30 protein-coding genes and 1 other RNA gene (1 of these 31 cut by a window edge) are annotated in these 25,961 nt (G+C 60.1%); 11 read left to right on the top strand and 20 right to left on the bottom strand.

The genetic code is table 11. The features are described from left to right. Positions 1-14 precede the first annotated feature (14 nt). The 8 genes from IGS75_RS01790 to IGS75_RS01755 all read right to left on the bottom strand — a co-directional run bounded on the left by IGS75_RS01790 (position 15) and on the right by IGS75_RS01755 (position 7,420). Positions 15-518 carry an FKBP-type peptidyl-prolyl cis-trans isomerase gene (locus IGS75_RS01790; protein ID WP_202257421.1) on the bottom strand — a complete coding sequence of 168 codons (504 nt, stop codon included), beginning with the start codon at positions 516-518 and terminating at the stop codon, positions 15-17. Between the two features lie 26 nt (positions 519-544). Continuing rightward, positions 545-1,777 carry an argininosuccinate synthase gene (locus IGS75_RS01785; RefSeq protein ID WP_202257420.1) on the bottom strand — a complete coding sequence of 411 codons (1,233 nt, stop codon included), beginning with the start codon at positions 1,775-1,777 and terminating at the stop codon, positions 545-547. A 77-nt stretch (positions 1,778-1,854) separates the two neighbouring features. Continuing rightward, on the bottom strand, positions 1,855-3,078 hold the full coding sequence (rlmN, locus tag IGS75_RS01780; protein WP_202257419.1) for a 23S rRNA (adenine(2503)-C(2))-methyltransferase RlmN: 1,224 nt from the start codon (positions 3,076-3,078) through the stop codon (positions 1,855-1,857). Positions 3,079-3,158: 80 nt separating this feature from the next. Continuing rightward, complete coding sequence (locus tag IGS75_RS01775) at positions 3,159-3,920, bottom strand: TlyA family RNA methyltransferase (RefSeq protein WP_202257418.1); 762 nt, start codon at positions 3,918-3,920, stop codon at positions 3,159-3,161. Positions 3,921-3,927: 7 nt separating this feature from the next. Further along, on the bottom strand, positions 3,928-5,910 hold the full coding sequence (gene dxs, locus IGS75_RS01770) for a 1-deoxy-D-xylulose-5-phosphate synthase (protein ID WP_202257417.1): 1,983 nt from the start codon (positions 5,908-5,910) through the stop codon (positions 3,928-3,930). Between the two features lie 4 nt (positions 5,911-5,914). Further along, complete coding sequence (locus IGS75_RS01765; RefSeq protein ID WP_202257416.1) at positions 5,915-6,820, bottom strand: polyprenyl synthetase family protein; 906 nt, start codon at positions 6,818-6,820, stop codon at positions 5,915-5,917. Continuing rightward, on the bottom strand, positions 6,817-7,068 hold the full coding sequence (locus tag IGS75_RS01760; RefSeq protein ID WP_141351388.1) for an exodeoxyribonuclease VII small subunit: 252 nt from the start codon (positions 7,066-7,068) through the stop codon (positions 6,817-6,819). Before IGS75_RS01760 ends, IGS75_RS01765 begins: the two co-directional genes overlap by 4 nt. A gap of 97 nt (positions 7,069-7,165) precedes the next feature. Beyond that, a complete protein-coding gene (locus IGS75_RS01755; RefSeq protein ID WP_202257415.1) occupies positions 7,166-7,420 on the bottom strand; it encodes a sulfurtransferase TusA family protein in 255 nt (84 codons plus the stop codon). A gap of 168 nt (positions 7,421-7,588) precedes the next feature. On the opposite strand from IGS75_RS01755, the gene IGS75_RS01750 reads away from it, so the two are divergent. Continuing rightward, on the top strand, positions 7,589-7,933 hold the full coding sequence (locus IGS75_RS01750; protein WP_141351383.1) for a hypothetical protein: 345 nt from the start codon (positions 7,589-7,591) through the stop codon (positions 7,931-7,933). A 10-nt stretch (positions 7,934-7,943) separates the two neighbouring features. Next, positions 7,944-8,423, top strand: coding sequence for a hypothetical protein (locus IGS75_RS01745; protein ID WP_202257414.1), 480 nt, complete (start codon positions 7,944-7,946; stop codon positions 8,421-8,423). A 126-nt stretch (positions 8,424-8,549) separates the two neighbouring features. On the opposite strand, the gene IGS75_RS01740 is transcribed toward IGS75_RS01745, so the two are convergent. The 9 genes from IGS75_RS01740 to efp form a co-directional block, all read right to left on the bottom strand. Then, positions 8,550-9,326, bottom strand: coding sequence for a hypothetical protein (locus tag IGS75_RS01740; protein ID WP_202257413.1), 777 nt, complete (start codon positions 9,324-9,326; stop codon positions 8,550-8,552). 58 nt (positions 9,327-9,384) lie between these two features. Further along, positions 9,385-10,719 (bottom strand): NCS2 family permease, encoded by a 1,335-nt coding sequence (locus IGS75_RS01735; protein WP_202257412.1) that lies wholly within the window; start codon positions 10,717-10,719, stop codon positions 9,385-9,387. Between the two features lie 331 nt (positions 10,720-11,050). After that, a complete protein-coding gene (locus IGS75_RS01730; protein ID WP_202257411.1) occupies positions 11,051-12,457 on the bottom strand; it encodes a glycosyltransferase family 2 protein in 1,407 nt (468 codons plus the stop codon). Positions 12,458-12,467: 10 nt separating this feature from the next. After that, positions 12,468-14,270, bottom strand: a complete 1,803-nt coding sequence (gene lepA, locus IGS75_RS01725; protein ID WP_141351373.1) for a translation elongation factor 4 — start codon at positions 14,268-14,270, stop codon at positions 12,468-12,470. Positions 14,271-14,354: 84 nt separating this feature from the next. After that, positions 14,355-15,356, bottom strand: a complete 1,002-nt coding sequence (locus IGS75_RS01720) for a peptidoglycan -binding protein (RefSeq protein ID WP_141351371.1) — start codon at positions 15,354-15,356, stop codon at positions 14,355-14,357. Between the two features lie 3 nt (positions 15,357-15,359). Continuing rightward, positions 15,360-16,496, bottom strand: coding sequence for a flagellar motor protein MotA (locus IGS75_RS01715; protein ID WP_202257410.1), 1,137 nt, complete (start codon positions 16,494-16,496; stop codon positions 15,360-15,362). An 18-nt stretch (positions 16,497-16,514) separates the two neighbouring features. Then, positions 16,515-17,279, bottom strand: a complete 765-nt coding sequence (locus tag IGS75_RS01710; protein ID WP_202257409.1) for an OmpA family protein — start codon at positions 17,277-17,279, stop codon at positions 16,515-16,517. Positions 17,280-17,353: 74 nt separating this feature from the next. Further along, positions 17,354-18,181 (bottom strand): inositol monophosphatase family protein, encoded by an 828-nt coding sequence (locus tag IGS75_RS01705; protein ID WP_141351367.1) that lies wholly within the window; start codon positions 18,179-18,181, stop codon positions 17,354-17,356. A 6-nt stretch (positions 18,182-18,187) separates the two neighbouring features. Continuing rightward, positions 18,188-18,754, bottom strand: a complete 567-nt coding sequence (gene efp, locus IGS75_RS01700) for an elongation factor P (RefSeq protein WP_062032946.1) — start codon at positions 18,752-18,754, stop codon at positions 18,188-18,190. A gap of 215 nt (positions 18,755-18,969) precedes the next feature. Here efp and IGS75_RS01695 point away from each other — a divergent pair, with 215 nt between their 5' ends. Continuing rightward, on the top strand, positions 18,970-19,278 hold the full coding sequence (locus IGS75_RS01695; RefSeq protein WP_202257408.1) for a carboxymuconolactone decarboxylase family protein: 309 nt from the start codon (positions 18,970-18,972) through the stop codon (positions 19,276-19,278). A 24-nt stretch (positions 19,279-19,302) separates the two neighbouring features. Here IGS75_RS01695 and IGS75_RS01690 read toward each other — a convergent pair whose 3' ends face one another. Further along, positions 19,303-20,373 (bottom strand): lysine-2,3-aminomutase-like protein, encoded by a 1,071-nt coding sequence (locus IGS75_RS01690; protein WP_202257407.1) that lies wholly within the window; start codon positions 20,371-20,373, stop codon positions 19,303-19,305. A gap of 53 nt (positions 20,374-20,426) precedes the next feature. Between IGS75_RS01690 and epmA the strand changes: the two genes are divergently transcribed. The 3 genes from epmA (at position 20,427) to IGS75_RS01675 (ending at position 22,797) form a co-directional block, all read left to right on the top strand. Further along, on the top strand, positions 20,427-21,422 hold the full coding sequence (gene epmA / locus IGS75_RS01685) for an EF-P lysine aminoacylase EpmA (protein WP_202257406.1): 996 nt from the start codon (positions 20,427-20,429) through the stop codon (positions 21,420-21,422). A gap of 104 nt (positions 21,423-21,526) precedes the next feature. Next, the gene (locus tag IGS75_RS01680) at positions 21,527-21,955 is read left to right on the top strand and encodes a hypothetical protein (protein WP_176582808.1); all 429 of its coding nucleotides are present in this window, start codon (positions 21,527-21,529) and stop codon (positions 21,953-21,955) included. Positions 21,956-22,011: 56 nt separating this feature from the next. Then, positions 22,012-22,797: a fasciclin domain-containing protein gene (locus IGS75_RS01675; RefSeq protein ID WP_202257405.1), complete on the top strand. Its 786-nt coding sequence runs from the start codon at positions 22,012-22,014 to the stop codon at positions 22,795-22,797. Here IGS75_RS01675 and IGS75_RS01670 read toward each other — a convergent pair. Further along, positions 22,768-23,346 (bottom strand): thiamine phosphate synthase, encoded by a 579-nt coding sequence (locus IGS75_RS01670; protein WP_141351636.1) that lies wholly within the window; start codon positions 23,344-23,346, stop codon positions 22,768-22,770. The genes IGS75_RS01675 and IGS75_RS01670 overlap by 30 nt on opposite strands. Next, positions 23,333-23,713, bottom strand: coding sequence for a hypothetical protein (locus IGS75_RS01665; protein WP_202257404.1), 381 nt, complete (start codon positions 23,711-23,713; stop codon positions 23,333-23,335). Before IGS75_RS01665 ends, IGS75_RS01670 begins: the two co-directional genes overlap by 14 nt. 86 nt (positions 23,714-23,799) lie before the next feature. Here IGS75_RS01665 and IGS75_RS01660 point away from each other — a divergent pair, with 86 nt between their 5' ends. From IGS75_RS01660 to IGS75_RS01640, 5 genes are all read left to right on the top strand, one after another. Further along, the gene (locus IGS75_RS01660) at positions 23,800-24,039 is read left to right on the top strand and encodes a hypothetical protein (RefSeq protein WP_202257403.1); all 240 of its coding nucleotides are present in this window, start codon (positions 23,800-23,802) and stop codon (positions 24,037-24,039) included. Positions 24,040-24,042: 3 nt separating this feature from the next. Then, entirely contained in the window at positions 24,043-24,387 is a 345-nt protein-coding gene (locus IGS75_RS01655; protein ID WP_141351354.1) for a cell division protein ZapA, read from the top strand. A 49-nt stretch (positions 24,388-24,436) separates the two neighbouring features. Continuing rightward, positions 24,437-24,593, top strand: a non-coding RNA gene (gene ssrS / locus IGS75_RS01650) — 6S RNA. Next, positions 24,580-25,167, top strand: coding sequence for a 5-formyltetrahydrofolate cyclo-ligase (locus IGS75_RS01645; protein ID WP_202257402.1), 588 nt, complete (start codon positions 24,580-24,582; stop codon positions 25,165-25,167). Before ssrS ends, IGS75_RS01645 begins: the two co-directional genes overlap by 14 nt. 3 nt (positions 25,168-25,170) lie before the next feature. After that, positions 25,171-25,961 carry the 5' portion of a TIGR00282 family metallophosphoesterase gene (locus IGS75_RS01640; RefSeq protein ID WP_202257401.1) on the top strand. 25 nt of this gene lie beyond the right edge of the window, so 791 of the gene's 816 nt are visible here — the first part of the coding sequence; it begins with the start codon at positions 25,171-25,173; its stop codon lies off the right edge, out of view.

Below are 25,961 nucleotides of genomic sequence, written 5' to 3'. Positions count from 1 at the left end.
AGAGGTGACGGCTTTTACTGCTGACCGCCGCCGTTATTGACGCCCAGAAGGCGGATCTTGAAAATCAGCGGGCTGTTGGGCGGGATAATGCCCATGGAGCGCTTGCCGTAGCCGAGGTTCGGCGGAAGGTAGAGCATCCATTCGTCACCGACATGCATCATGGGCAGCGCTTCAAGCCAGCCCTGTACGAGGCCGTCGAGCGGCATTTCCATATAGGCGCCGTTACCGTGCTGGTCAGAGCTGTCGAAGATGCCACCATCGGGGAGACGGCCTTCATAGATGACCATGATGGTGGAGCCATGATGCGGGCTTTCACCATCCTTGGGACCCGACTGGAGAACCTTGTAGGACAGGCCGTCCGGCAGGGTCTTGACGCCGGGTTCAGCATGGATTTTCGCCATAAACTGTTCGGGCGTCAGGTCGGAATCATCCACTTGCTTGTGGCCACCGGCGCACCCTGTCAGAGCGAGGGCGCCACACAGGGCGAAAGCGGATGTAAGACGGATCAGACTGGTCATGGTCCCCCGGGGAGTCTGTTGAGAAATCAGAGCGTACCGCCGCGACGGCCGATCTGGCCGCCAAGCCGCAGGCGCAGGGCGTTGAGCTTGATGAAGCCCTGGGCATCCTGTTGATTATAGGCGCCTTCGTCGTCCTCGAAAGTCACGACGCGGGTATCATACAGGCTGTGCGGGCTTTCACGACCCACGCAGGTTACATTGCCCTTGTACAGGCGCATGCGGACACGGCCGGTCACGGAATGCTGGCTGGTGTCGATGAGGGCCTGAAGCATTCGACGCTCGGGCGAGAACCAGAAACCGTTATAGATGATCTCGGCATAGCGCGGCATGATGCTGTCCTTGAGATGGGCAGCTTCACGGTCGAGCGTGATGCTTTCGATCGAGCGGTGGGCAGCTAGCAAGATCGTGCCACCCGGCGTCTCGTAGATGCCGCGGGACTTCATGCCCACGAAGCGGTTTTCCACGATATCGAGACGGCCGATGCCGTTGTCACGGCCCAGTTCGTTGAGGCGGGTCAGCAGGGTTGCCGGGGTCATCACCACGCCGTTGATGGCGACCGGGTCACCGCTGACGAAATCAATGGTGATTTCGGTTGCGACGTCGGGTGCGGCTTCCGGTGAAATCGTACGCTGGAAGACGATTTCTTCCGCGCCGATCGACGGATCCTCAAGCAGCTTGCCTTCGGAAGAGGAGTGCAGGAGGTTCGCGTCCACGGAGAACGGAGCTTCGCCGCGCTTGTCCTTCGTGACGGGGATCTGGTTTTCTTCGGCGAAAGCAAGAAGCTTCGTGCGAGACGTCAGGTCCCACTCGCGCCAGGGGGCGATGACTTTTACGTCCGGCTTGAGCGAATAATAGCCGAGTTCGAAGCGGACCTGGTCGTTGCCCTTGCCGGTTGCACCATGCGCCACGGCGTCGGCGCCGACGGCTTCGGCGATCTCGATCTGGCGCTGTGCGATCAGCGGACGGGCGATGGAGGTGCCCAGCAGGTACTGGCCTTCATAGAGCGTGTTGGCCCGGAACATCGGGAACACGAAATCCTTGACGAAGGTTTCGCGCAGATCCTCGACGAAGATCTCCTTGACGCCGAACATTTCGGCCTTCTTGCGGGCAGGTTCGAGTTCTTCACCCTGGCCGAGGTCGGCGGTGAAGGTGACGACCTCGCAGTTATAGGTCTTCTGGAGCCAGCGGAGGATTACCGAAGTGTCCAGGCCGCCAGAATAGGCGAGCACAACTTTCTTGACGTCCTGGTGGGCGCTCATAACTGCGTGGTCCTTGGTGTGTTTCGTTTGAGAAGCGTTTCTAGCATCTCGGGGAGAAGAGGGAAACCGGGCGAATGTCAGGCTTCGGGGGTGGCGGAACGGCGCTGGCGCTCACTTTCGGTCTTGAGCTGACCGCAGGCCGCAAGGATGTCCTGACCACGCGGAGTGCGGATGGGCGAGGCGAAGCCGGCGTCCATTACGATGTTGGCGAATTTCGTGAGCTGTTGGCGGGTCGAGGGTTGGAAATCCGAGCCGGGCCAGGGGTTGAACGGGATCAGGTTCACCTTGGCCGGTAAGTCACGGATCAGACGCACGAGTTCGCGGGCATCGGCTTCGCTGTCGTTCACGCCACGGAGCATGATGTATTCGAAAGTAATGCGGCGTGAGTTGGATGCGGCCGGATAGCGTCGGCAGGCGGCGATTAGTTCCTCGATCGGGTATTTGCGGTTGAGCGGCACGATCTGGTCGCGCAGTTCGTTAGTTACGGCATGCAGCGAGATGGCCAGGTTGATGCCAAGTTCATCGCCGCAACGATCCATCATCGGGACCACACCGGACGTCGAAAGGGTGATGCGGCGGCGAGATAGGGCGATGCCTTCGCCGTCCATGATGATCCGCATGGCTTTGGCGACGTTTTCGTAATTGTAGAGCGGCTCGCCCATGCCCATCAGTACGATGGTGGACAGGTAGCGCGGCATGTCTGCGCTCGGGCTGGGCCATTCGCCGTAGCTATCGCGGGCTGCCATGAACTGGCCGACGATCTCGGCAGGGCCGAGGTTGCGGACGAGCTTCTGGGTGCCGGTATGGCAGAAGGTGCAGGACAGGGTGCAGCCGACCTGCGAGGAAATGCAGACAGCGCCCCGGTCTTCCCGGCGATCCGGGATGTAGACGGTTTCGGCTTCCTGGCCGTCGCGGAAGCGGAAGAGGAACTTGCGCGTCTCGTCCACGGAGGTTTGTTCGGTCGCGGTCGTGGGGCGGCTGACGACGAAATGTTCCGCGAGCTTGGCCTGCATGGGCTTGGCGATGGTTGTCATCGCCGAGAAATCGGTTGCGCCCTGATGGTAGATCCAGTGCCAGAGCTGTTTGGCGCGGAAGGGCTTCTCGCCGATTTCCGTCATGAGTGCGGCCAATTCTTCGCGCGACAGGCCTACTAGATCGCGCCTCCCGTCTGTGAGACGTGCTTCGGGCGGTGCGAACAGGGCGGATTTCGCGTGAATGCGCTCGCGCTCGGCAGCGTTCAGATCGTCGGACGCGACGGAATTGATTCGGGGACGGATATCGGGATGGATTACGGCTGTCATGGCGGCGGAGCCATAGCACGGGGGAGACCTGCAGTTCCAAAGGAAAAGCGCGGTCTTCCTCGGAAAACTATTTTAGCAAACTATTCCGCAGTAGTCTGTGCCGTGCCTGTTTTTCTGGCTGCGATCAGGAACTCACGATTGCCTTCCGGACCGGTAATGGGGCTGGCTTCGATCCCGAGGACTTCCCAGCCGGGAAGGGCTGCGAACCACTCCCGAATTTCTTCGCAGACGCGATCGTGGACAGCTGGGTCCCGGACGACGCCTTTTGCGCCGACTTCCCCGCGGCCTGCTTCAAACTGGGGCTTGATGAGCGCTACGGCCCAGGCATCCGGCGTCGTGAGCTCAAGGGCGGCAGGCAGGACGGTGCGCAGGCCGATGAAGCTGGCATCGCAGACCACGATCCCTGCTGGTTCGGGAATCTGTGCGGTCGTCAGGGCGCGGGCATTCGTCTTTTCCAGGACGACGACGCGTTCGTCCGAGCGGATTTTCCAGGCAAGCTGCCCATGTCCGACGTCCACGGCATAGACCTTCGCAGCCCCATGCGTGAGCAGGACGTCCGTAAAGCCGCCGGTCGAAGCGCCAACGTCGATGGCGACGCGGCCTTTCGGGGCCAGCCCGAAATGTTCAATCGCGTGGATCAGCTTGAGCCCGCCACGCGACACCCAAGGGTGGTCCTGCCCTTTGAGGGCGAGGGGCGCGTCTTCGGGGAGTTGGTCGCCGGCTTTCGCGATCCGGCGGTCACTCGTATAGACGAGGCCCGCCATGATCAGGGCCTGTGCCCGTGTCCGGCTTTCGACCAGTCCCCGGTCAACGAGGAGCTGGTCGGCACGGCGTTTAGCCATCAGTCGTTCAGGCGGACTGCTGGGCGACTTCGACGCCAAGGGCGTCTGCCGCGGTGCGTACGATATGCGGTGCGGTCAGGCCGGCTTCTTCGTACTGTGCGTCCTGCGTGTTGTGATCGATGTAACGATCCGGCAGGGCCATCGGACGGAACTTCACCTTGTCGAGCAGACCGGTTTCGGCAAGGTGCTGAACGACGAGGCTGCTGAAGCCACCAATGGCACCTTCTTCAAGCGTGATGAAGACTTCGTGCTGGTTTGCCAGATCTTCCACTAGACCCTTGTCGATCGGTTTGGCGAAGCGGGCATCGGCAACCGTGACTGGAACACCCTGTGCGGCCAGTTGGTCAGCGGCGCGCAAGGATTCATGCAGGCGCGGGCCAAGCGACAGGATGGCGACGCCACCGCGGGCGTTCGGCGCGCGACGGGCTTCGCGGACGATGCGGCCCTTGCCGATTTCCAGGACTTCGCCCTTTTCAGGCAGATCAAGGCCGATGCCGTTGCCACGCGGGTAGCGGAAGGCGATCGGTCCGGCGTCATATTCACAGGCCGTAGCCGTAGCGTGCAGTAGTTCGATTTCGTCGCACGGTGCCATTACCACCATGTTCGGAAGGCAGCACAGGTAGTTGAGGTCGAACGAACCGGCATGGGTGGCGCCATCGGCACCGACCAGACCGGCGCGGTCGATGGCGAAACGGACCGGAAGGTTCTGGAGCGCGACGTCATGCACGACCTGATCGTAGGCGCGCTGCAGGAAGGTCGAATAGATCGCGCAGAACGGGCGCAGACCTTCAGATGCAATACCAGCGGCGAAGGTGACGGCGTGCTGTTCGGCAATCCCGACGTCAAAGAAGCGGTCCGGATAGGCCTTTGCGAATGCGCTCAGACCCGTGCCGGACGGCATGGCGGCCGTGATCGTAACCAGCTTGTCGTCGGTCTTGGCGCGGCGCATCAGTTCGCGGCTGAAGATGGACGTGTAGCTCGGGGGACCGGCTGGAGCCTTCTTCTGCTCGCCCGTGACGACGTTGAACTTGCTGACGGCGTGATACTTGTCACCGGCGGCTTCGGCGGGTTTGTAGCCGCGGCCCTTCTCGGTGATGATGTGCAGCAGGATCGGACCCTGATCGTCGGCGTCGCGCAGGTTACGCAGGATCGGCACGAGCTGGCTCATGTCGTGGCCGTTGACTGGGCCAACATAGTAGAAGCCGAGTTCTTCAAACAGTGTGCCGCCGGTGATCAGGCCGCGGGCATATTCTTCGGCGCGCTTGGCGGTGCGCTCGATCTTGCCCGGAAGGCGCTTGGCGACCTTGCCGGCGAGATCGCGCAGGCTGAAAAACTGGCGCGAGGACATCAGACGCGACAGGTAGTCCGACATCGAGCCGACCGGCGGGGCGATCGACATTTCGTTGTCGTTCAGCACCACGATCAGACGGTTCGCACCAGGGCCTGCGACTGCGGCGTTGTTCATGGCTTCATAGGCCATGCCAGCCGAAATCGAACCGTCGCCGATCACGGCAATGACGTTGCGCTCGTGGTAGCTCGGGTCTTCTTCCGCGCGCAGATGGTGCGCAACGGCCATGCCGAGGCCAGCTGAAATCGAGGTGGAGGAGTGGGCAGCGCCGAACGGGTCGTATTCGCTTTCCGAACGACGGGTAAAGCCCGACAGGCCCTCGGGCTGACGCAGGGTGCGAATACGGTCGCGGCGGCCCGTCAGGATCTTGTGCGGATAGGCCTGATGGCCAACGTCCCAGATGATGCGGTCGTCCGGCGTGTTGAAAACGGCGTGCAGGGCGACGGTCAGCTCGACTACGCCGAGAGAGGCGCCGAGATGGCCACCCGTGGTGGATACGGCGTCAACGGTTTCAGAGCGCAGTTCTTCGGCAAGCTGCTTGAGCTGGTCGACGGACAGGTTCCGCATGTCGGCAGGGAAACGGACGCGATCCAGTTCGGGATAGCGGCCATAGGTAGGAATCGTAGAGGAATTCTTGCTCATGGGATCAGTTCCTGCGCTCGACGACATAATCTGCCAGAGCCCTGAGGGCGTCGGCTTGTGCACCGAAAGATGAAAGGGCCTCCCGGGCCCGGTCGCTCAGGCGACGGGCTTCGGCACGGGCACCATCAATGCCGAGCAGGGAGACGTAGGTTGATTTGCCGCTGGCTTCGTCCTTGCCCGCGGTTTTGCCGAGTTCCTCGGCGGTTGCTGTGGAATCCAGTACGTCGTCTGCAACCTGGAAGGCGGTCCCGAGATCACGCCCATAGGCGACGATGGCGGCGCGACGGGCGTCGTCCACATCGGCAAGAATGGCACCAGATTCGGCTGCATAGCGGATGAGGGCACCGGTCTTCAGGGCGTGCAGACGACGGACCTGGTCCAGCGGGAGGGCACGGCCTTCGCCACGGATGTCGATGACCTGACCGCCGACCATACCGGCCGATCCGGAAGCCTGTGCAAGCGCAAGCGCCAGATTGGCGCGAACGGTCGCGTTGGGGCTGGTTTCAGGCTCGACGAGAATTTCAAAAGCGCGGGTTTGAAGGGCGTCACCGGCCAGAATCGCGATGGCTTCGTCAAACTGCTTGTGCGTGGACGGCTGTCCACGTCGCAGGTCGTCATCGTCCATGGACGGCAGGTCATCATGTACCAACGAGTAGGCGTGAAGTAGTTCGACCGATGCAGCGACACGCAGGGCGGCCTGGCGGTCGGCGCCAAACAGAGTGGCCACTTCGACAGCCAGGAAACCACGCAGACGCTTGCCGCCGCCGAGGGCTGCGTAGCGCATGGCCTCAATAAGAACAGACTCGTCTCCCGGCACCATAGGCAGCAGGTTGTCGATCGTGCTTTCGATCTCGGAACAGGCGCGGGCGAGCGCGTCCTTCAGGGAAACAGACGTGGTAGGGGCATTCATCGGCCGGACTCTCCGGTATCGGCAAGAGGCTCCGTGCCTGTCGTGCCGTCATCGTTTTGCACGATGGCGCGGACACGCATCTCGGCCTCTCCCAGCTTCGCATCACAGTGTTTGCGCAGGGCAGCACCGCGTTCATAGGCGGAAATAGCGTCCTCGAGCTTCATCTGGCCGCCTTCAAGGCCGCGGACAATCCGCTCCAGTTCGGAGAGAGCATCCTCGAAAGACATGGCATCAATGGGTTCGGGCATGAAAAGCCTCAAGGCACACTTTGGAACAAGGTAGCGAGGGGATTACAGGCAGAAGACAGGTTTTGCCAGCCCCGAGCATGGGAACGCTGGAGTTTCTTCAGGACGGTGACGTTTCTGCACGTCGCCGGATCATGAAGGAAAGAACGCCTGCGGTGTCTGTAAACGCAATGAGCGCATGGCCGGTTTCGCGGCAGTAGGATTGGAAATCTGCCACGGATGCGCGGTCTGTCGCGAGGATACGGAGCTTCGCACCTGGCGGCATGTCGCGCAGGGCGCGGTTAGCCTTAAGGACGGGCATCGGACAGGCCAGACCGCGCAGATCAAGAAGTGTTTCTGTCGTGGGAACGCTCATGGGGCACTATTATGCGCCTATCTGGCAGGAGGGCCAAGGCGGCTTTTCCTGTGTCAGATGGTGGGTTTTAGGTTTTCGTTGATAAACGGCATGTTTGTTTCTATATTAATGGCTTAATGCCACAAAAGCGTTCCCCTCGGGGAGCGCTTTTTTTATTTGGGGGACGGCATGTCGGACAGGGAAGGCCTGGCAATCAGTCTGGCTGATGGAAATGAGAGACGGGCTTATACGCTTCGGATGCTTGAGGATCGGGTGCTGCGGCTGGAGACGATCGCAGGAGGGCTGTCGGATCGATACGAGGAACTGCGTACTGAGATGCGGCAGGAAATTTCGTCGTTGCGGGATCAGATGAAGTTGCTGGAAGCGAAGGTTGACGAGGGGAATCGTGTCGTCAACGGCAAACTGGACCGCCTGATCGGGGGGCGGGCGGTCATTACCGGGATCATCACGTTGGTAACATCCATTCTGGGAACGGGTATGGTGCATTTTGCCTTGTCCCTGAGCACAAAGTGAGGGGGGCGGCATGAGCGGAATTGATGTGGGCCAGCTCAAGCATTTGGTGGTTGCTCCGGCATTGGCGGCGCTGGGGCTTGATGGGGATGTTGCGGTCAATCTGGTGACGGGAACGGCTCTGGCGGAGAGTCGGGGCACTTATGTAAGACAGATTGGTGGGGGACCGGCTCTGGGACTGTGGCAGATGGAGCCCGCGACGCATGACGATTGCTGGGTCAATTTTCTGTGTTATCCGGCCGGAAAGCGGTTTGGACGGATTCTACAGGGGATGCTTTCGCAGGATCTGCCGAGGAGTGCACAGTTGGTTTCAAACCTGAGATATGCGTCTGCGATGGCGCGTATCCGGTATTATAGGGTTTCAGCGGCCTTGCCGGCGACGAGTGATCCGGCCGTTCTCAGCCGTTTTCACAAGCAGTATTACAATACGGCTGCGGGTGCGGCGGACCCGCTAAGTAATATTCCGTATTTCCGGCAGGCGGCCATGGTCTGAATATGGGGGAGCGGTGTCGGGGAATGTATGCATCACGCTCCCGACACCGCATGATTACTTAAATCGTTTCAATATGACCGAATAGTGGCAAGGGGCGTGGGAAATCGGATTGGGTCGGTTGGGGGGTTAGGAAAGGGATAGGGTTCGGATGGCCAGGTTGCCCTTGAACGTCGTGCTGCCGGTATGTGTCAGGGAAAGGCGGCGGTGTAGAGAGACGCTTCCGCCCATCGTGATCCAGCGTCGGCAGAACGCGAAATCTTCGGAAAGATAGGTACGGGTTTCAGGATCGATCAGGCAGTCGAAAAGAGCGTAGGCGTCTGAGGAGGGGACGTCCGGACTGCTGCCTTCGGTTCTGGCGTCGATGCGGCTGTAACGCGTTTCCGGATAATGGGTGATCATGTCGCGCACCATCTGGCGCGTCATGAGCATGAAGCCGGTGCCAATATAAGAGACGGCCGCTATTTCGCTTGGTGCACTGCCGTCGTGAAGCGCAGTGCAGTCGCCGACATAACGTAAGCTGGCCGTGGCGGCGGGTTCTCCAGCGGCGATGAAACGGTCCGTATCATTGTCCCAGTAATGGGATTTCAGAGGGTAAGTCCCGCCGATCAGGGGACGATCTGCATCCAGAAGGGCGAGAATATCGGTGATGGAAAAGCCGATATCACTGTCGATGAAGAGAAGATGGGACGCATCGGTCATGGTTACGAACTGATGCAGCAGTGTGTTTCGGGCCCGTGTGATAAGGGCATCACTTCCGATGGTCGAGAGCGTCAGTTGCAGGTTATGGGCTGGGGCTGCGGCCATGCAGCTGATCAGGGACTGCATGTAGTTTAGTGTGACGGTGCCACCGAAGCAGGGTGTGGCAATGAAGACGTGGCGGGGGGCGGCGGGGCAGGAAGTCATGACAGACAGCCTGCCCGGAAGTCATAAAGAAAGAGTTAAAACTGCATCTCGAAAGTAGTCATGCGCCCATGTGGGCCTGAAGGATCATGTAGAAGACGAAGGCGGCATCCAGGCCGAGAACGATGGGTGTCAGGCGTTGTAACTGGCGCGTGGCGATAGCGAGTGCGGTGTAGATCAGCAGGCCACATGACAGGCTCAGCATGAAATTCCCCGTCACACCTGCGATGAGCAGCATGGTCAGAGGCGGGATGGCTTCTGAGGGTGTTTCGGCGACCCGACTGAGGCTGCCGAGCATGTTCAGGCCCACAAGAATGAGCACGGGGGCCGTGGCAATGGCCGGAATAGCGGTGATGAGCGGCCAGAATACCGAAGACAGGGCGAACAGGACGGCGACGACCAGTGCGCTCAGGCCTGTGCGACCACCGGCTTCAACGCCTGCAAGGCTCTCGACATAGGCGGAGACTGTGCATGTTCCGAGCGAGGCACCAATGATACTTGCGGCACCGTCGGAACCAAAGGCGCGATGGTCCAGAGCGGGTTTTTCGACTGTTCCGTCCAGACCGGCGCGATGGGCGACGCTCATCATGGTTGCGGTTGCGTCGAAGAAATCACTTAGCAGGAAGTACAGGGTGATGGGGACGAGCAGTCCGAGATGGGAAAAATATTCGTGAAAATCGAATGGAAGGAAGAGGTTGGTCGGGTAGTGCGGCCAGTCCAGAAGCTGGGCGGGTAGATGAGTGATCGGGCCGGAAGGTGTCTGGATGAAAAGGCCGGCCATGGTGATGGCCAGAATGGCGATGAGCAGACCTGCCGGAATGCGCAGCACCACGAGGATGGCGCTTAGGACAACACCTGCCATGCTGAGTAGAACGGACGGGTTGTGCAGGGATCCAAATGTCAGGCCTTCAGATGAAGGGACGGCGATCCCGCCTGTTGTCAGGCCGATCCGGGCAATGAAAGCGCCGAGGGCGATCTGGATGCCGAGGACGATTGAAGGCGGGAAGCCGCGGATGATGCGCTGGCGGATCTGGCTGAGGGAAAGAGCTGTGAAGCACAGGCCGCTGAACAGAACGACCGTGAAGGCCGTGCGCGGGCTGACATGGGCCTGCTGGACGACGACCTGTGCGAACAGGACGTTGCTGCTCATGGCGGGAGCGAGGGCGATGGGCAGTCTGGCCCAGAGAGCCATCAGGAGTGTGCCGGCGACTGCGCCGGCGATGGTCGTCATGACCATGTCATGGCGGTCCAGACCCGCTGCCGAAAGGATGGCGGGATTGACGGCCACGATATAGGCCATGGCCCCGAAAACCGTCAGTCCGGCAATGATCTCACGTGGGATCGTTGAACCGCGGGCCGTGATATGAAACCAGCGGTCGAGTCTGGGTAGTAGCAAGCGGACGCTCCGGGGGCAGGTAATGGCTGGGCCAAGCTATAGTCAAAAAAGCCGTTCCTGCCACGGGCCGGATCATATCTTTTCATTTCGGATTCGATTTTTTTTCGGTTCTGGAGGGTTCGAAGAGCTCTCTGGTTTTTTTTGCTGTTGAAGAGTGGCTCGCTCGATTGAACGAGCTTGGTGATCTGCTCGCGTGTCGAGTATGTCTTTGCCGACTAGAAATCATAGACGGAATTGGTCGTCCAAACTGTCGGTATCACCCGGGCCAGCATGTATATTTTACAACATGCGCCGCCTCATCATGTTTGCGCTGTTCCGGAAGAGTGTTGCTTCAGGGCTGAGGGGGACGCAGCGGCATGAGGCTTCGTGGGATCAAGCCAGGGAAGGCCTGCGCGAGGCGTTCGGCGTCGTCGGGGGCAAGCATCGCAATGGCACAGCCCAGCGCGCTGGCGTCTGGCGCTGGCAGCCGGTCGATCCCCCGCAAAAGATCGGCAAGACCATGACCTTCCGCCGTCAGCACCATGAATGATGTCATCCGCGTGTAGAGTGCCGTAGTGGCGTCGATTTTGGTCAGAGCATGGTCGGGAATGGCAATCCGGATTTCTGCGCCACTGATGGGCGACAGGACCTTATTTTCTGCGATCATGACATGAAGCGGCACCATCGGCAGAAGCGTGGGCGAACCGGGAAGGGAAAGGTAGCGCCCGGGGAGTGGGTTCTCCGTGAAGAGGCAAGCGTTCCAGACATCTCCATCCGATACTTCGAGGGCCATGATCAGGGGATTGTAACGGCCGAAATTCATATCTCCCGCCCCGACAGACACGAGAGATCCCGTCTGCATGTCCTTCATCAGCTGCTTCGTCTGGCCGAGTGTGCAGAAATGGAACTGCGGAGGGGGCTGGCGGGATGATGGCGTGGAAAATTGTGCCGGTGTTAGGCCTAGATCCTGCAAAACGGACCGATCTGCATGAGTAACGGTGGCCTTGAGGTGCCAGTAAAGATCCGTCAGCGACGCCTGTACGACGGAAGAGGCAATTCGGCGGCTTTCCGGCAGCCAGCGGCTCGCGCCTGTATATTCGGCGTCGTTGCGGTCGAAATTCTGCCAGGCTTTGTCCGGCGTGGTGCTGGAGTTGCGCCGCAGGAAGCTTTCATGATCGCCAGCGGCGAAATGAAGGATACGACTGTCGGCCCAGGTTGCACTTTTATCAAGTGCTGAAAACGGATCGGGCAGATTGTTGCCGATTTGGCGGGGCTGAACGAGGTGCCGAACGATGCGATGATCAGGCAGGCTCAGCAGACCATGCCGTGTAAAGGTTTCAACCGGAGAGAAGGGGGATGGAACCGTGCGGCCTGACGAGCCAAACAGGCACCAGTTTATCGGAAGCATGGTGGCAGATGCGGCGGCAGTGAACTCGGCGACGGATCTGGCGGTTTCAAAATGCAGATATTCATCCGCCGCCAGGATCATCATCCAGTCGAATTCGTTTTTGCCCTGCTCCAGAGCCATTGCGTGGAAGCGGGTCTGACGGTCCAGCCGTTCGGTCAGGGTTGTATCGGAAGAATGGACGCGGATGTCGTAGAGTGTGGCCGCGTTAGACAAAATCGCGGCTGTTCCGTCAGTCGAATTGTCGTCACAGACGATCAGTGTTGAAAATCCGATGGTCGCATGATGTGCGAGCCACCATCCGATCGTGTCGACTTCATTGTGAACGAACAGGATGGCAGCGCTTTTCGACATAAGGCAGGGATCAGTCCATCTTCAGGGCAGCGAGGAAGGCGCTCTGGGGGATTTCGACTTTACCGAATTGGCGCATGCGCTTTTTGCCTTCCTTCTGCTTATCCAGAAGTTTGCGCTTGCGGGAAATGTCGCCACCATAACATTTGGCCGTCACATCCTTGGACAACGCGCCAATCGTCTCACGGGCGATGACTTTGGAGCCGATGGCGGCCTGAATGGCGATTTTGAAGAGCTGCTTGGGGATCAGATCCTTGAGCTTGGCGCAGATCGATCGGCCACGCTGCTCAGCGACTGTGCGGTGCGAGATGAAGGACAAGGCATCGACCGGCTCGTGGTTCACAAGGATGGAAATGCGGACGAGATCACTCTCTTCGTAGCCATCCATCTGGTAGTCGAACGAGGCATAGCCGCGGCTGATGGATTTGAGGCGATCGTAGAAATCGAACACCACTTCGTTCAGCGGCAGACGGTAGACGGCCATGGCGCGGTTGCCGACATAGGTCAGATCAACCTGGATGCCACGGCGCTCTGAGCACAGCGTCAGGACCGGGCCGAGATACTCGTCCTGTACCATGATGGTGGCTTTGATCCATGGTTCATCAATGGTTTCGATCTTGCTCAGTTCCGGCATGTCGGCCGGGTTGTGAAGATCTTCGACCGTGCCATCCGTCATATGCATCTTGTAGACTACGGACGGGGCTGTTGCGATCAGGTCCAGATTAAATTCGCGCGAGAGGCGTTCCTGGATGATCTCCAGATGAAGCAGGCCGAGGAAGCCGCAGCGAAAGCCGAAGCCCAGAGCAGCCGAGGTCTCGGCTTCAAAGTGGAATGACGCATCGTTCAGGCGCAGCTTCGCAAGACTGTCACGTAGCTTTTCGAAATCGTCCGCGTCGATCGGGAACAGGCCGCACCATACGACGGGAATGGACGGTTTGAAGCCCGGAAGAGCCTTCTCGGCAGGGCGGCGGTCAAGAGTGACGGTATCGCCGACATTGCAGTCCGCGACGGTCTTGATGGCGGCGTTGATGTAGCCCATCTCGCCCGGGCCGAGGCTGTCGACCGACTGCATCTTGGGCAGGAACACGCCGACCTGATCGACATGATAGGTCGCGCCGGTCTGCATCATGCGGATGCGGTCACCACGTTTGAGGCGGCCATCTTTGATGCGGACGAGAATGATGACGCCAAGATAGGCATCGTACCAACTGTCGACCAGCAGGGCCTGAAGGGGGGCTTCGGCATCGCCCGTAGGGGCAGGAAGGCGCTGGACAAGGGCTTCGAGCACGCCTTCGATATTGATACCGGTCTTGGCGCTGATTTCGACGGCATCATCGGCAGGAATGCCAACTACGTCTTCGATCTGGGCGCGGACGCGCTCGGGCTCAGCAGCCGGAAGGTCGATCTTGTTCAGGACCGGGACGATTTCATGGTTGGCGTCGAGGGCCTGATAGACGTTCGCCAGCGTCTGGGCTTCCACGCCCTGAGAGGCATCGACCACCAGAAGCGAGCCTTCACAGGCAGCGAGCGAGCGGCTGACTTCGTAGGCGAAGTCGACATGGCCCGGCGTGTCCATGAGATTCAGCGTGTAAACCTTGCCGTCCTTGGCCGGATAGGTCAGGCGGACGGTCTGCGCCTTGATGGTGATCCCGCGCTCCTGCTCGAGTTCCATCGAATCGAGGACCTGGTTTTTCATCTCACGCGCGGTCAGGGCACCACAGGCCTGAATCAGGCGATCGGCCAGCGTCGATTTACCGTGATCGATGTGGGCGATGATCGAGAAATTGCGGATAAGAGAGAGCGGGGTATCGGTCATGGGTGCTACATAAGGGATTATCGCAGAAATGTCAGTAGATCTGCGCAAAAGCCTGCCTTTGTGAAAAGGCAGGCGGGAGTGGGATCAGCGGTCCGTCAGACGGAATTCGATCCTGCGGTTTCTGGCATAGGCCGCCGGTGTGCTGGCAGCGTCCAGAGGCTGGTAGTCGGCAAAGCCTGTCGCGGCCAGATGGTGCGGGTCCACACCTTCGGCAATGAGCAGCTTGACCACGGTGATGGCACGTTCGGAAGACAGCTCCCAGTTGCTGGGAAAGGCGCTGTGGATCGGCTGGCGGTCGGCGTGACCGTCCACACGCAGAATCCACGGAAGATCTGTCGGAATCGTTGAGGCGACCTGTTTGAAGGTATGGGCAAGCGTCGTGATTTCCTTGCGGCCTTCCGGCGTCAGATCGGCACTGCCCTGCGGGAACAGGATTTCCGACTGGAAAACGAAGCGATCTCCCACGACGTTTACGCCCTTCTGGTTTTTCAGAAGGTCGCGCAGGCGCCCGAAGAACTCCGACCGGTAGCGCTTGAGTTGATTGACCTTGTCGGCAAGTGCAAGATTGAGCTTGTTGCCAAGGTCTGCAATCTGGGCGTCCTTGCCCTGTTCGGCCTTCTTTTCAATATCGAGAGCGTTACTGATTGCCTGAAGCTGACGGGTCAGTTCCTCGATCTGGGCCTGCAGGTCAGAGATCTTGCTATTCTGCTGTTTGCTCGTGTCATCAGCCGAGGCCAGAGCCTGATCTTTTGACTGAAGTTGCCCTGTTAGGGCGGCGATCTGGGTCGAGAGAGTCTGGAGCTGGACCTGATTGTGCTGCTTTTCGTCCGATAGGGTGGCAACGGTCGAGGAGAGGCTTTTGTTTTTGTCTTCTGTCATCGACAGCATGTGAGACAGCTCGGCCAGCTGCTTTTGCAGGGCGTCAAGCGTGTGTTCGCGTCGTGACAGCGAGACCGAAAGGAACTGCTGCCCCACGACGAACACCAACAGGACGAATGTCACGACCATCAGCAGGGTGGACAGAGCGTCCACATAGCCGGGCCAAGCATCGAGGGCGTTGTGAGATCCGCGTCTGCGCCGGGCCATGGATCAGTCCTGCCTGCCGGGGGGGGGGGGCGCGCTGCCAGAAGCCGCGGCGATCGTGCGGGCTAGAACACGGAGATCGTTGCGGAGCTCTCCGATCGTCTGGGCGCGACCTTCATGCAGTTCCTGGATCAGTCGGCTGAGATGCGTTTCAATTCGTATGAGCGCTGTGCCCTGCGAGCCCGGACCGTCATCGCCCATATGGCGCAGGAGGGCAGTCTGGGTTTCGGCGGTGCGAGTCATGAGCGTCTGGTTTGCAGCCAGAAGATCCGTCATGCCGCGCAGGCGCTCCTGGAGGCTGTCGAGCATGTGTAGTTCGCGGACGCGGTTTTCCTCGCTGCGGGAGACGGCGTTCTGGAGCGTTTCCAGATTTTCGGCGGTCTGTTCGAGCAGGGCCTGAACATAGGCCGGGACAGGTGCGCCGTCGCTGTCGATGGCCGTGCTGCCGCTGACGCGCGTGACACCGGCCAGCCATTCTTCCAGCTCGTTGAAGAAGCGGGTCTGGGCCTGACCGGCCGTCAGATCCAGAAAGCCGAGAACCAGTGCGCCGGCCAGACCGAACATCGAACCTGAGAACGCTGTAGACATACCTGCCAGCGGTCCGGCCAATCCGGTCTTGAGCTGGTTGAACATGACGTCCATATCGCCGCCGCCTGCGGACATGCCGCCGATGACGGATGCGATGGAGCTGACCGTCAGCAGAAGACCGTAGAACGTCCCCAGCAGTCCCAGAAAAATCAGGAGCTGCGTCATGTAGCGGGAGATTTCCCGGCTTTCGTCCAGACGCGAGGACAGGCTGTCGAGCATGGCCTGTGTCGTCTGGGTCGAAAGCGTCAGGCGGTCCGTGCGGTTGCGGGCCGCCAGCATGCTGGCCATGGGGGCGAGCAGGCGCGGCGCCTTGGGAGCGGCCAGACCGGCGCGGGGCTGACGCAGGAGCTCAACCCAGTGCACTTCCGGCATGAGGCGTTGGACGACATGCAGGTTCCACAGGATGCCCAGCAGGAGTACGCCGAGGATGATGGCATCAAGTTTGGGGTTCGCGTTGAAAGCATGAAGCAGGGTCGTGCCCATTGTCGCGGCCAGAAGGCCGACCGCGACAAGGAAAACGGCCATTCGGAGCAGATAGGTCGTAGGACGTGTCACGGCGTGTCTTTCCTGATGTTATTTTGGCAGGCCGTTTGCGGAAGGTGAGGGGGCTGCGGGATTTGTCTCGATGACAATATCCAGCCGGTCGGCAGGTGCGCTGTCTCCGGCGTCCGGACGTCCCAGCGCGCGGGGATAGAGACGGGTCGTGGCCACGCCTGCGTGAATGAAGATCGAACGGACGGTGAGCGCACGGGCCAGCGCGATGCGACGTGGCATGGAGACGTCATCGCCCGGCAGAGTGGCATGAGCGATCAGCACCACCCGCTCTTCCGGGTGATGGGAGAGTTCGGTTCCATAGGTCTGCAGCGTTTTGAGGCTGTCGGCGTTCAGCGCGTCGCTTCCGGATGCGAACAGAACCCGCAATCCACCGTCAGGCAGCGATTCCGTATGGCTTGCGGCATCGGCGACAGCTGTCACGTCCGCCGGAGGAACAGGCGGATGGAGCTGGACTGGAACGAATGGCGGGGGCAGCACGACGGGCGGCGGCGGAGCGGGGGGAACGCCCGGAACCGTCTCATGCGCCGGAGCAGATTTGACCGGAGTGGCTGCCGGGGCAGGCGTGGATGTCGCGGCAGGTTTCTGCGAGACCGGCTTCGTGTTGCTGTGTGCGGCGGAGGTGTGGGCCGTCTGTAGCGCCGCAGGCGGTTTTTTTGCTGTGGGAGCTGGCTTGCCCTGAGGCAGATCATCCAGATTGCTGGTGACCTGTGCCTGTGCGGCGGGCAGCGAGAGGCAGGCCAGAAAGGCCGCCAGAGAAAGGGAGGAGAGGATCGGCCTGTTCATGTCAGGCCGATCCTAGACGACGCCTCACGACTCCCGCAATGGGGCGTGAGGGCAGTTTCGTCAGCTCCGGTAGATCAACCCCGGTTCAGGGCCTCATGCACGAGCGCGCGCAGGGTGCCGTGCAGGTTGGTGTTTCCGGCAACGACATTCACGTCATCCGGCAAATCATGGAGTTCGTTGCCATCCGGGTCGGTCGCATAACCACCGGCTTCGCGGACGAGAAGCAGACCGGCTGCGCAGTCCCATGGTTTGATGCCGAATTCCCAGTAGCCTTCGTAGCGGCCTGCTGCCACCCATGCGAGATCGAGGGCAGCGGCACCGAAGCGGCGAATCCCCGCGACCTGCGGCATCAGGGCACCAAGAACGCGGGCGAACGGCAGACGGCTGCTGCTAGGGACCTTCGCAAAGGGAATGCCCGTTGCGAAAACGGCTTCCAGCATGTTGCGGCGACCGGAGACGCGGAGGCGACGCTCGTTAAGGAACGCGCCCACGCCCTTTTCGGCCCAGAACATTTCGTTGGCAGCCGGGTTGTAGACAACCGCCGCGACCAGTTCGACTGATCCGTCCGGCAATCTGCGCTGAAGGCCGATGGAAATGGCCCAGTGCGGAATGCCATGCAGGAAGTTCGTCGTGCCGTCCAGCGGGTCGACGATCCAGCGCCAGGTCCAGTTGTCCCCGCCCGAAGCGCCGCTTTCTTCCATCAGGAAGGCGTAGCCCGGCCGCGCACGGCTCAGTTCCTCGCGGAGGATGGTTTCGGCGCGCAGATCGGCCTGGGAGACGAAATCTCCTGGGCCCTTGATGCTGACCTGAAGCTGTTCGACCTCTGCAAAATCACGGAGCAGACGGCGTGAAGCCTTCTGTGCCGCGCCCTGCATGACGGCCATGTGCGGGGAGAGACGCATGGTGGATCAGTCCTTCGCGCGTTCGACGTAGGAGGCGTCTTCCGTGCGGACAACAATGCGCTCACCGGCTTCGATGAACGGGGGGACCAGCGTCTTGACGCCATTGGACAGGACGGCGGGCTTGTAGGACGAGCTGGCCGTCTGACCTTTGACCACCGGATCGGCTTCCGTGATTTCCAGGGTCACATGCGGCGGCAGTTCCACGCCAACCGGGTCGCCTTCGACCAGCTTGACGTTCAGCGGCATGTTGTCCTGAAGGAAGGCGAACTGGTCGCCGAAGATGTCCTTGGCGAGGATCAGCTGCTCGAACGTCTCCGGGTCCATCAGGACGACATTGTCACCATCCATGTAGGAATAGGTGTAGTCCTTGTCTTCCGTCATCAGACGCTCGACGGAGTCAGCCGTTCTCCAACGCTCGTTGGTCTTATTGCCCGTCTTGAGGTCGCGCATTTCGACCTGAATGAAGGCGCCACCCTTGCCCGGGGTGATGATCTGCTGCTTGAGAACCGTCCAGCGGCGACCGTCATGCTCGATGACCTGGCCGGCCCGGATAAGGTTGGCTTGCTGTTTCATGCTTGTGTCCTGATGACCCTGGGTAAGGGATTTTCTGTCACGTCTTGTGGGCTTCTAGCGCTGCACGGGGGCTGGAAGCAAGGCCAAGGGGCGCTGGACGGTTTGTGTCTTCAGGAAAGTGTGAAGGGTAGGGGGCTTGGGGCCGGGCTCCGGATAGGTCATGTCAGAATATGTCGCTGCCCTGATGGTCAGAGCGAAAGGCAAGGAGAAGCCGCATGTACGATATGAAGAACCTCTCGCGTATTTCTGATCTTGAAGCCAATTCCCCGAAGGGTATGGATGCGTTCTGGCAGTTCGACCGTGCCGCCTTCGAGGAAGGTGCAGTGAGCGCACTGACCAAGCAGCTCGCCGCCGTGGCCGTCGCTCTGACGACGCAGTGTCCTTATTGTATCGAGCTTCACGTCAAGGCAGCCCGCGAGGCCGGCGCAACAGATGCGCAGCTCTCCGAGATCGCCCTTGTGGCTGCCGCCATCCGTGCGGGCGGGGCCATTACCCATGCCACTCACATGTTCGACGCCAAATAAGGCGGTTTCATTTTATGAGGCGTGTCAGGTGAAGCTGCATGCCTCTCCGTCAGGCGTTGAGACCGTGCCCGGAGACGTAGAGTCCAGATATTCCGGCCCGATCGGAACTTTGCCCCGGCCACCAGGAATATCGAGGACGTAGGTTGGCCAGGCCAGGCCAGTCACGCGCCCGCGTAGCTGCCTCAGCAGAGCTTGCCCTTCCGCGACGGGAACGTGGAAATGTCCTGTTCCTGCGGCGGCATCGAGATGGTGCAGGTAATAGGGTTTTACCCGCGCTTTCAGGAATGCCCGCAGTAGAGCTTCCAGACTTTCAACCGTATCGTTGACCCCGCGCAGCAGGACGGATTGCGAGAGCACCGGAATGGCCCGGGACAGGACGGCTCGGATCGCCTTTGCCGCCTGCGGAGTCAGCTCTCTGGCATGGTTGGCGTGAACGACCAGCCACATGGCGCGGTCGGTTTCCATCGCATCCAGAAGGTCTTCTGTCATACGGGCCGGGTCGGCGACGGGAACGCGGGAATGGATGCGGATGGTTTCGATGTGCGGGATGCAGGACAGGGACTGCACGATATGCTTTAGCCGGCGTGGAGCCAGCATGAGTGGATCGCCGCCTGTCAGGATGATTTCGCGGATATCGGGATGCTGTCGCACCCAGTCGAGTGCGGCTTCAAGCTGTGTATCGCTAAGCAGTCCACCGCCGGGGCCGACATGTTCGCGCCTGAAACAGAACCGACAGTAAAGTGGACAGACCAGCAAAGGCTTGAGCAGGGCACGATCTGCATAGCGGTGCACGATGCCGGGGACGGGGGACAGGGCGTCATCGCCAATCGGGTCCGCGTCTTCGTGAGGTAGCGTGACGAGTTCGCGCGCATCGGGAATGACCTGTCGGGCGATGGGATCGTCCGGATGCGTGATCAGCTCATGAAAGGCGGGGGGAATGGCCATTGTGAAGCGTTCGCCCACCGCTTCGAGCGTTACGCGGTCGGCTTCCGCCGCCAGCCCTGCCTCGATCAGGTCGGACGGTGTGCGAAGTGTGTGACGTTTTGCAGAACGTTTCGCGGAATGTTGTGGGGCTGTCTTGACCATGTCATCCATGTGATGCCTCTAGCGGTGCGGGTCCCGGTTTTGCAACAGGAGCGAGAGACGTCATGACCGTATTGTCTGCTGATCCGGACCGGATTGCCGAGCGCCTGCCCCTGCTTGAGCGCCGTACGCTGATGGTCAGATCGGTCCGGACCTTCTTTGAAGAGCGCGGATATCTGGAAGTGGAAACGCCGTTCGCGGTTCCTGTTCCGGGCGAAGAAGTCCATCTGCGCTGTTTTAGGACGGAGCTTGAAGGGCCGGACGGCTCCCGTGAGGCGCGTTTCCTGCATACGAGTCCGGAATTCGCGATGAAGCGGATTGTCGCGGCGACGGGACGGCCGGTGTTCCAGATGGCGCGTGTCTGGCGCAACGGTGAGGCCAGCAATACGCATGCCCCGGAGTTCACGATGCTCGAATGGTATCGTCCGGGCGCGGATTTGTCGTCTCTCATGGATGAAACCGAATCCTTCCTGCGCGTGCTTCTGCCGCCCGTGGTGCATCGGGGGATGGATGTCATTGATCTGTCACTCCCCTTCGAGCGTTTGACGATGCAGGCTGCATTCGCCCGCTATGTGGGGGCGGATTTGCTGGGGACAGCGGGAAATGCCGAAGCTCTCGCCAGGCAGGCGCGTGTTGGCCTGCGGAACGGGGAGAGCTGGGAGGACCTGTTTTTCCGGCTTCTTCTGGAGCGTGTCGAGCCCGTGATCGGGCGCACTCGTCCGACGTTCCTGACGCACTGGCCTGCGGAACAGGCGGCGCTTGCACGCCGGGACCCCGAGGACGGGCGTGCGGCTCTGCGGTTCGAGCTTTATGTGGGCGGGCTGGAGTTGGCGAACGCTTTTGAAGAGCTCACCGATCCGGTGGAACAACGGGAGCGTTTTGCAACGGATCGTAAGCGTCGTATGGAACTGTCGCCGGATCAGGACTGGGCAGTGGACGAGGCGTTTCTGGCGGCTTTGCCGGATCTGCCGCCCTGTTCAGGGATTGCGCTCGGGTTTGACCGGTTGGTCATGCTGGCAACCGGAGCGCCGCGGATCAGTGACATTTTGTGGTTGGCCTGATCTTTTCAGAACTTGCAGGAGTTTTAATCCTTCTTTTGCGTCAGAAGGGCTAGAACGTGTCGAAAGAGGAACATGACCGCATTGCCGCGGCACAGTCGGGGAAAATGATGATGAAAAAAATTGGATTGCTGTCCGTCCTGGCGCTGCTGGGTCTTTCGGCCTGTGAAGTCCCCACCCTTCAGCAGCGCAAGGTTCTGGATTCCATGGTTGGCAAGTCCGAAGTGGACGTGCTGCGTCAGTTCGGTGTGCCCACCCGTAACTACGACGCTCAGGGCCATACGTTCCTCGCCTATATTGATAACCAGACCCAGTATTCCGGCGGTGGTGGCTGGGGCTGGGATGGCTGGGGAGGCGGCATGGGCGGCTGGGGCGGCGGCTGGGGTGGTATGGGCGGCTGGGGAGGCGGCTGGGGTGGCATGGGTGGATGGGGCGGCGGTTTCCCGGCGACCTATTACAACACCAGCTGTCAGACGACATTTGAGCTGGTCAGCGGCAAGGTCGTCGGATGGACCATGCGCGGGGATGGGTGCTGATTCGGCCAACCTGCTCTATGGTCGTTTCTCCCGCTCACAGGATGGTGCGATCAGGCATGGATGTGCGACTCGATGTTTTCTCGTCAGGATGGTTTCCGCGCTGGGGGAAGGGACTGAAACTCGGCGTGGGGCTTCTTTTGGGGGGCTCGCTCTCCGCTTGCGGCGATCCTGACTGGCAGGGTACCGACTGGACGAAGAACTACCAGGATAGCTTCGAGACCCAGATCAGTGCCCGCGCGGCCCTCATGCCTGGGAGCGCCGTCCAAGCATATCAGCCCAGCCCGGACGGCGCTCCCAACAGCCCGGTTGCCTATCATTCGCCGCCGATGCTGTCCTATGAGGACCGGCCGCTCAATGAAAACATTGCGGGATCGCTGGAACTTTCCGATTACGTCAAGGCCATGCAGGTTGCGAAACTCGATCCTTGGATCAGTGGTCCGGGCCCCTACACGCTCTTTGCCATTCCCAACGCCGCCATGGAGCGTCTGAGCGCCCGCTGGCCGGGTGGACTGCTTGCGCCCGCCAATCGTGGGCAGCTCACTCACATTTTGGGCTATACGATTGCATATGGGAAATGGGATGAGGCGGCTCTGCGCAAGGCCATCCAACGCAATCATGGTCGCGCTATCGGGCTAAAGACCCTGTATGGTGATCTGCTGGGCGTGCTGCGTTCCCCGCAGACAGGCGAACTGGTCCTTGAAAATACGGCAGGTCAGACCAATCGTCTGGGGAGTAGGTCTTTCCCCCAATCCAACGGCGTTCTCTACTTCACGCAGGATACACTTCTGCCTGTGCCGGTGCTGAAACCGGCGTCAGCCGGCAGCAAGAAGGGTCATCGCTGAAAAACGCTCAGCATCCTTGCCATCGAACTGAAGTGGGATGGCAAGGAAGTCGGCGCCTGCCGTAATGGCAGACGAGGCGTCTTCCGTATTTCGGATATTTTCGGCGATGACTGGTAGTTCCATGACGGAGCTCCACCATTTCACTAGCTCCAGATCGCCGGGCGGAAATGCGACGTAATCGGCCCCCGATTCGCCAGACTTCATGGCGTCGTCGCGATTGGTGCACAGACAGCCAACAGGCATGTCGCTTCCAACCGTCTTACGCAGGTTTACAAGCTCTTCGACGTTGGCTGCATGGAGTCCGTCACAGATCCCCAGAAGAGATTTTGGTGTGTCAGCCAGCGATCCCGCGACTTCCAGGATCATGGCGACACCATTAGCATGGAGTAGGTCCACGAGCTGTGAAAGCTGTGTTGCCTCCGGGGTCCATCCGGCGGGGATGCGAAGAGCCGTTATTGTGGGCAGCCCGAGGATGTCGCGGAGTACCTCAAGGGCAGCGTCCGTCTTAAAACCAGCGGGCAGAACGGGGTAGAGATCACAAGCTGTCATGGGGACGTTCTCGCAGATTGTGGCGGCAGGAGCTAGGCGGACGGAGAGGCAGGATACGTCCGCGATAATCATTATATGTTTCCAAGGCCCGGAACTGGGCAGCGCTGACCCGGCAGATGGCCCAGCCAATTCCTGCATCCAGTGCCTGCCGGGCAATTGTGGGTGATGCGCCGCAGTCCAGAATGGATCGTCCGGCCCATGATCTCACAACTTCAAGCCACCATCGGATGCCGAACGCGTTACCCGCACTTTCAGCGGAGAGGGCAAGAAACGGTTTATCCCAGGACAGAAGCAGTTGATCCATCTCCTGACGGGACGGAATTATGAAAACAGGGTAGTGAGCAGGTAGTGATGTCCTTGACCCCATGCCGGGATCGGGTCTTTCCTGATGGTCTTGCCGGAGCGGATCTGTATTGGGCATTTTAATCGGGCATTTACTGGCAGAATGAGTGCATGAACGGAAAGATCGTGGCGGTAAACGAGACAGATACAGATAGTGTGCAGGACGATAAGACGGTTGAACGTCTTGAGGAAGCGATGATGCGGATCGCCGCGGCATCCGAGCGTCATGTGCTAGCGAAGGAAGCCTGCGAGCGTGCGCTGCATTCTGCTCCGGATCTTTCGGAATTCGCGGCCAATATCGATGCGTTGTGCGCTCGCATTCAGGGCGTGCTTGACAGGAAGGAGGACTGACCGATGGGACAGGTATCCATTCGTCTCAATGGCTACGTCTATAATGTCGGGTGTCAGGATGGCGAGGAAGCGCATCTTTATGACATGGCTCGTCATGTAGAAGGCTGGCTTCAGCGGGCGCGGACTCTGGGTGGGGCCGCAAGCGAATCCAAGACGCTCATGATGGCCGCCCTGCTGATGGCCGATGAGATCTTTGAGCTGAAACGTCGGCAGATCTCACCCCAGGCTGAGGCGCAGATTCAGCAGGCCAAGCAGTTCCTTCGGCTTGAAGGGGCAAGGCAGGACCGTCTGGCACGTCTGGCGGGGCAGGCGGAGCTTCTGGCTGCGGAACTCGAGCGCACCCCCTAATTCTGCAACCTTTACATTGAATATCGGGCTGGGCAGTCTAATATAGGTGGTGGAGCTGCCTGGTGCGTCAGGCAAATCATCCCCCGGGCCGATAAGCATTCCTTAGGGAACTGGCTCTGTCGTGGCCCTGGTCACGTTAACCGGTGCCCACCTGCACTTGCAGGTCTAGGAGGGCTGAAAAGACCAACGGCTTTGGCGGCTCCACAGATTTCTGACCTCGACCTTTTAAAAAAAGACCTGCGCCTGAAAATGGCCCAGTTGCGGCAGGCCGCTTCTCCTGATGACGAGGCGGTATTGCAGAAATTCCTCTTGAGAGAAATTCTGGCACGCCCGGCTCGCAAGATCGCGGCGGTCTGGCCACTGGCCGGAGAAGTGGATCTCCGCCCCCTCTGCCATGGTCTTTCTGTGTCCGGACGGCAGGTTTTGCTGCCGGAAACCACGCGCAAAGGCTCCCCCCTGATCTTCCGGCGATGGACGCCTGCCAGCATCATGGTGGCAGGTCGCTTTGGTACATCGCATCCCGAGGGTGAAATCGATATTCCGGATTTGGTTCTGGTGCCGTTTCTGGCCTTCGATGTTTTTGGCTATCGGCTCGGATATGGGGGCGGCTACTATGATCGTACTCTGGCCATGCTGGATGTAACGGCAATCGGTTTCGGTTTTGCCGGACAACAGGTCGATCGTGTTCCCAGAGGTCCTTACGATATTCCGATCCCGACGATCGTGACCGAGCGCGGAATCATCAGGACCGATTTTTCCAAAATCACTATGAAAGACTGACTGTTGAGACTGTTGTTTCTTGGCGACATTATCGGGCGTAGCGGGCGTGAAGCCATTATCCGGAACCTGGCCGACTGGCGCCAGAAACTCTCGCTTGATCTGGTGGTCGCCAATGGAGAGAACGCGTCACACGGATATGGCCTGTCTCCCGATATTGCCAAGAGCCTGCACAATGCCGGTGTCGATGTGATCACGTTGGGCAATCATGCGTGGGATCGGCGAGACATGATCGGGTACATCAATCAGGCCCCTCACATCGTCAGACCCGCCAATTATCCTGCCGGAACCCCAGGGCAGGGGAGCCATATCGTCGAAATCAGTCGTGGGCGCCGGGCACTTGTCATTAACGTGATGGGGCGGATTTTTATGGATCCGCTGGATGATCCTTTCCGGGTCGTCAGCGAAATCCTCTCCCGGCATCGCTTGGGAGTGACGGTTCATGCGATCCTGATCGATGTTCATGCTGAAGCCACCAGTGAGAAAATGGGTTTTGGTGCCTATTTCGACGGCAAGGCTTCTGTCGTGGTGGGGACGCATACGCATGTTCCAACGGCCGATCACCGAATTCTGCCTGCTGGCACGGCTTATCAGACGGATGCTGGAATGTGCGGCGACTACGATAGCGTGATCGGGATGGGGAAGCCTGCGTCATTGCACAGACTGGTTCGTAAGATTCCTGGGGATCGGCCGCAGCCGGCAGAAGGGGAGGCGACAGTTTGTGGGCTGATGGTGGAGACAGATGATGCAACCGGCTTGGCCCGAAAGGTGGCTCCTTTACGGATGGGGGGGCACTT

Origin of the sequence: Gluconobacter sphaericus (genome assembly GCF_016757795.1) — a bacterium.
Classification (GTDB): Bacteria; Pseudomonadota; Alphaproteobacteria; order Acetobacterales; family Acetobacteraceae; genus Gluconobacter; species Gluconobacter sphaericus.
The sequence above is the reverse complement of the archived record's forward strand: the minus strand, read 5'-3'. Positions and strand labels throughout refer to the sequence as shown.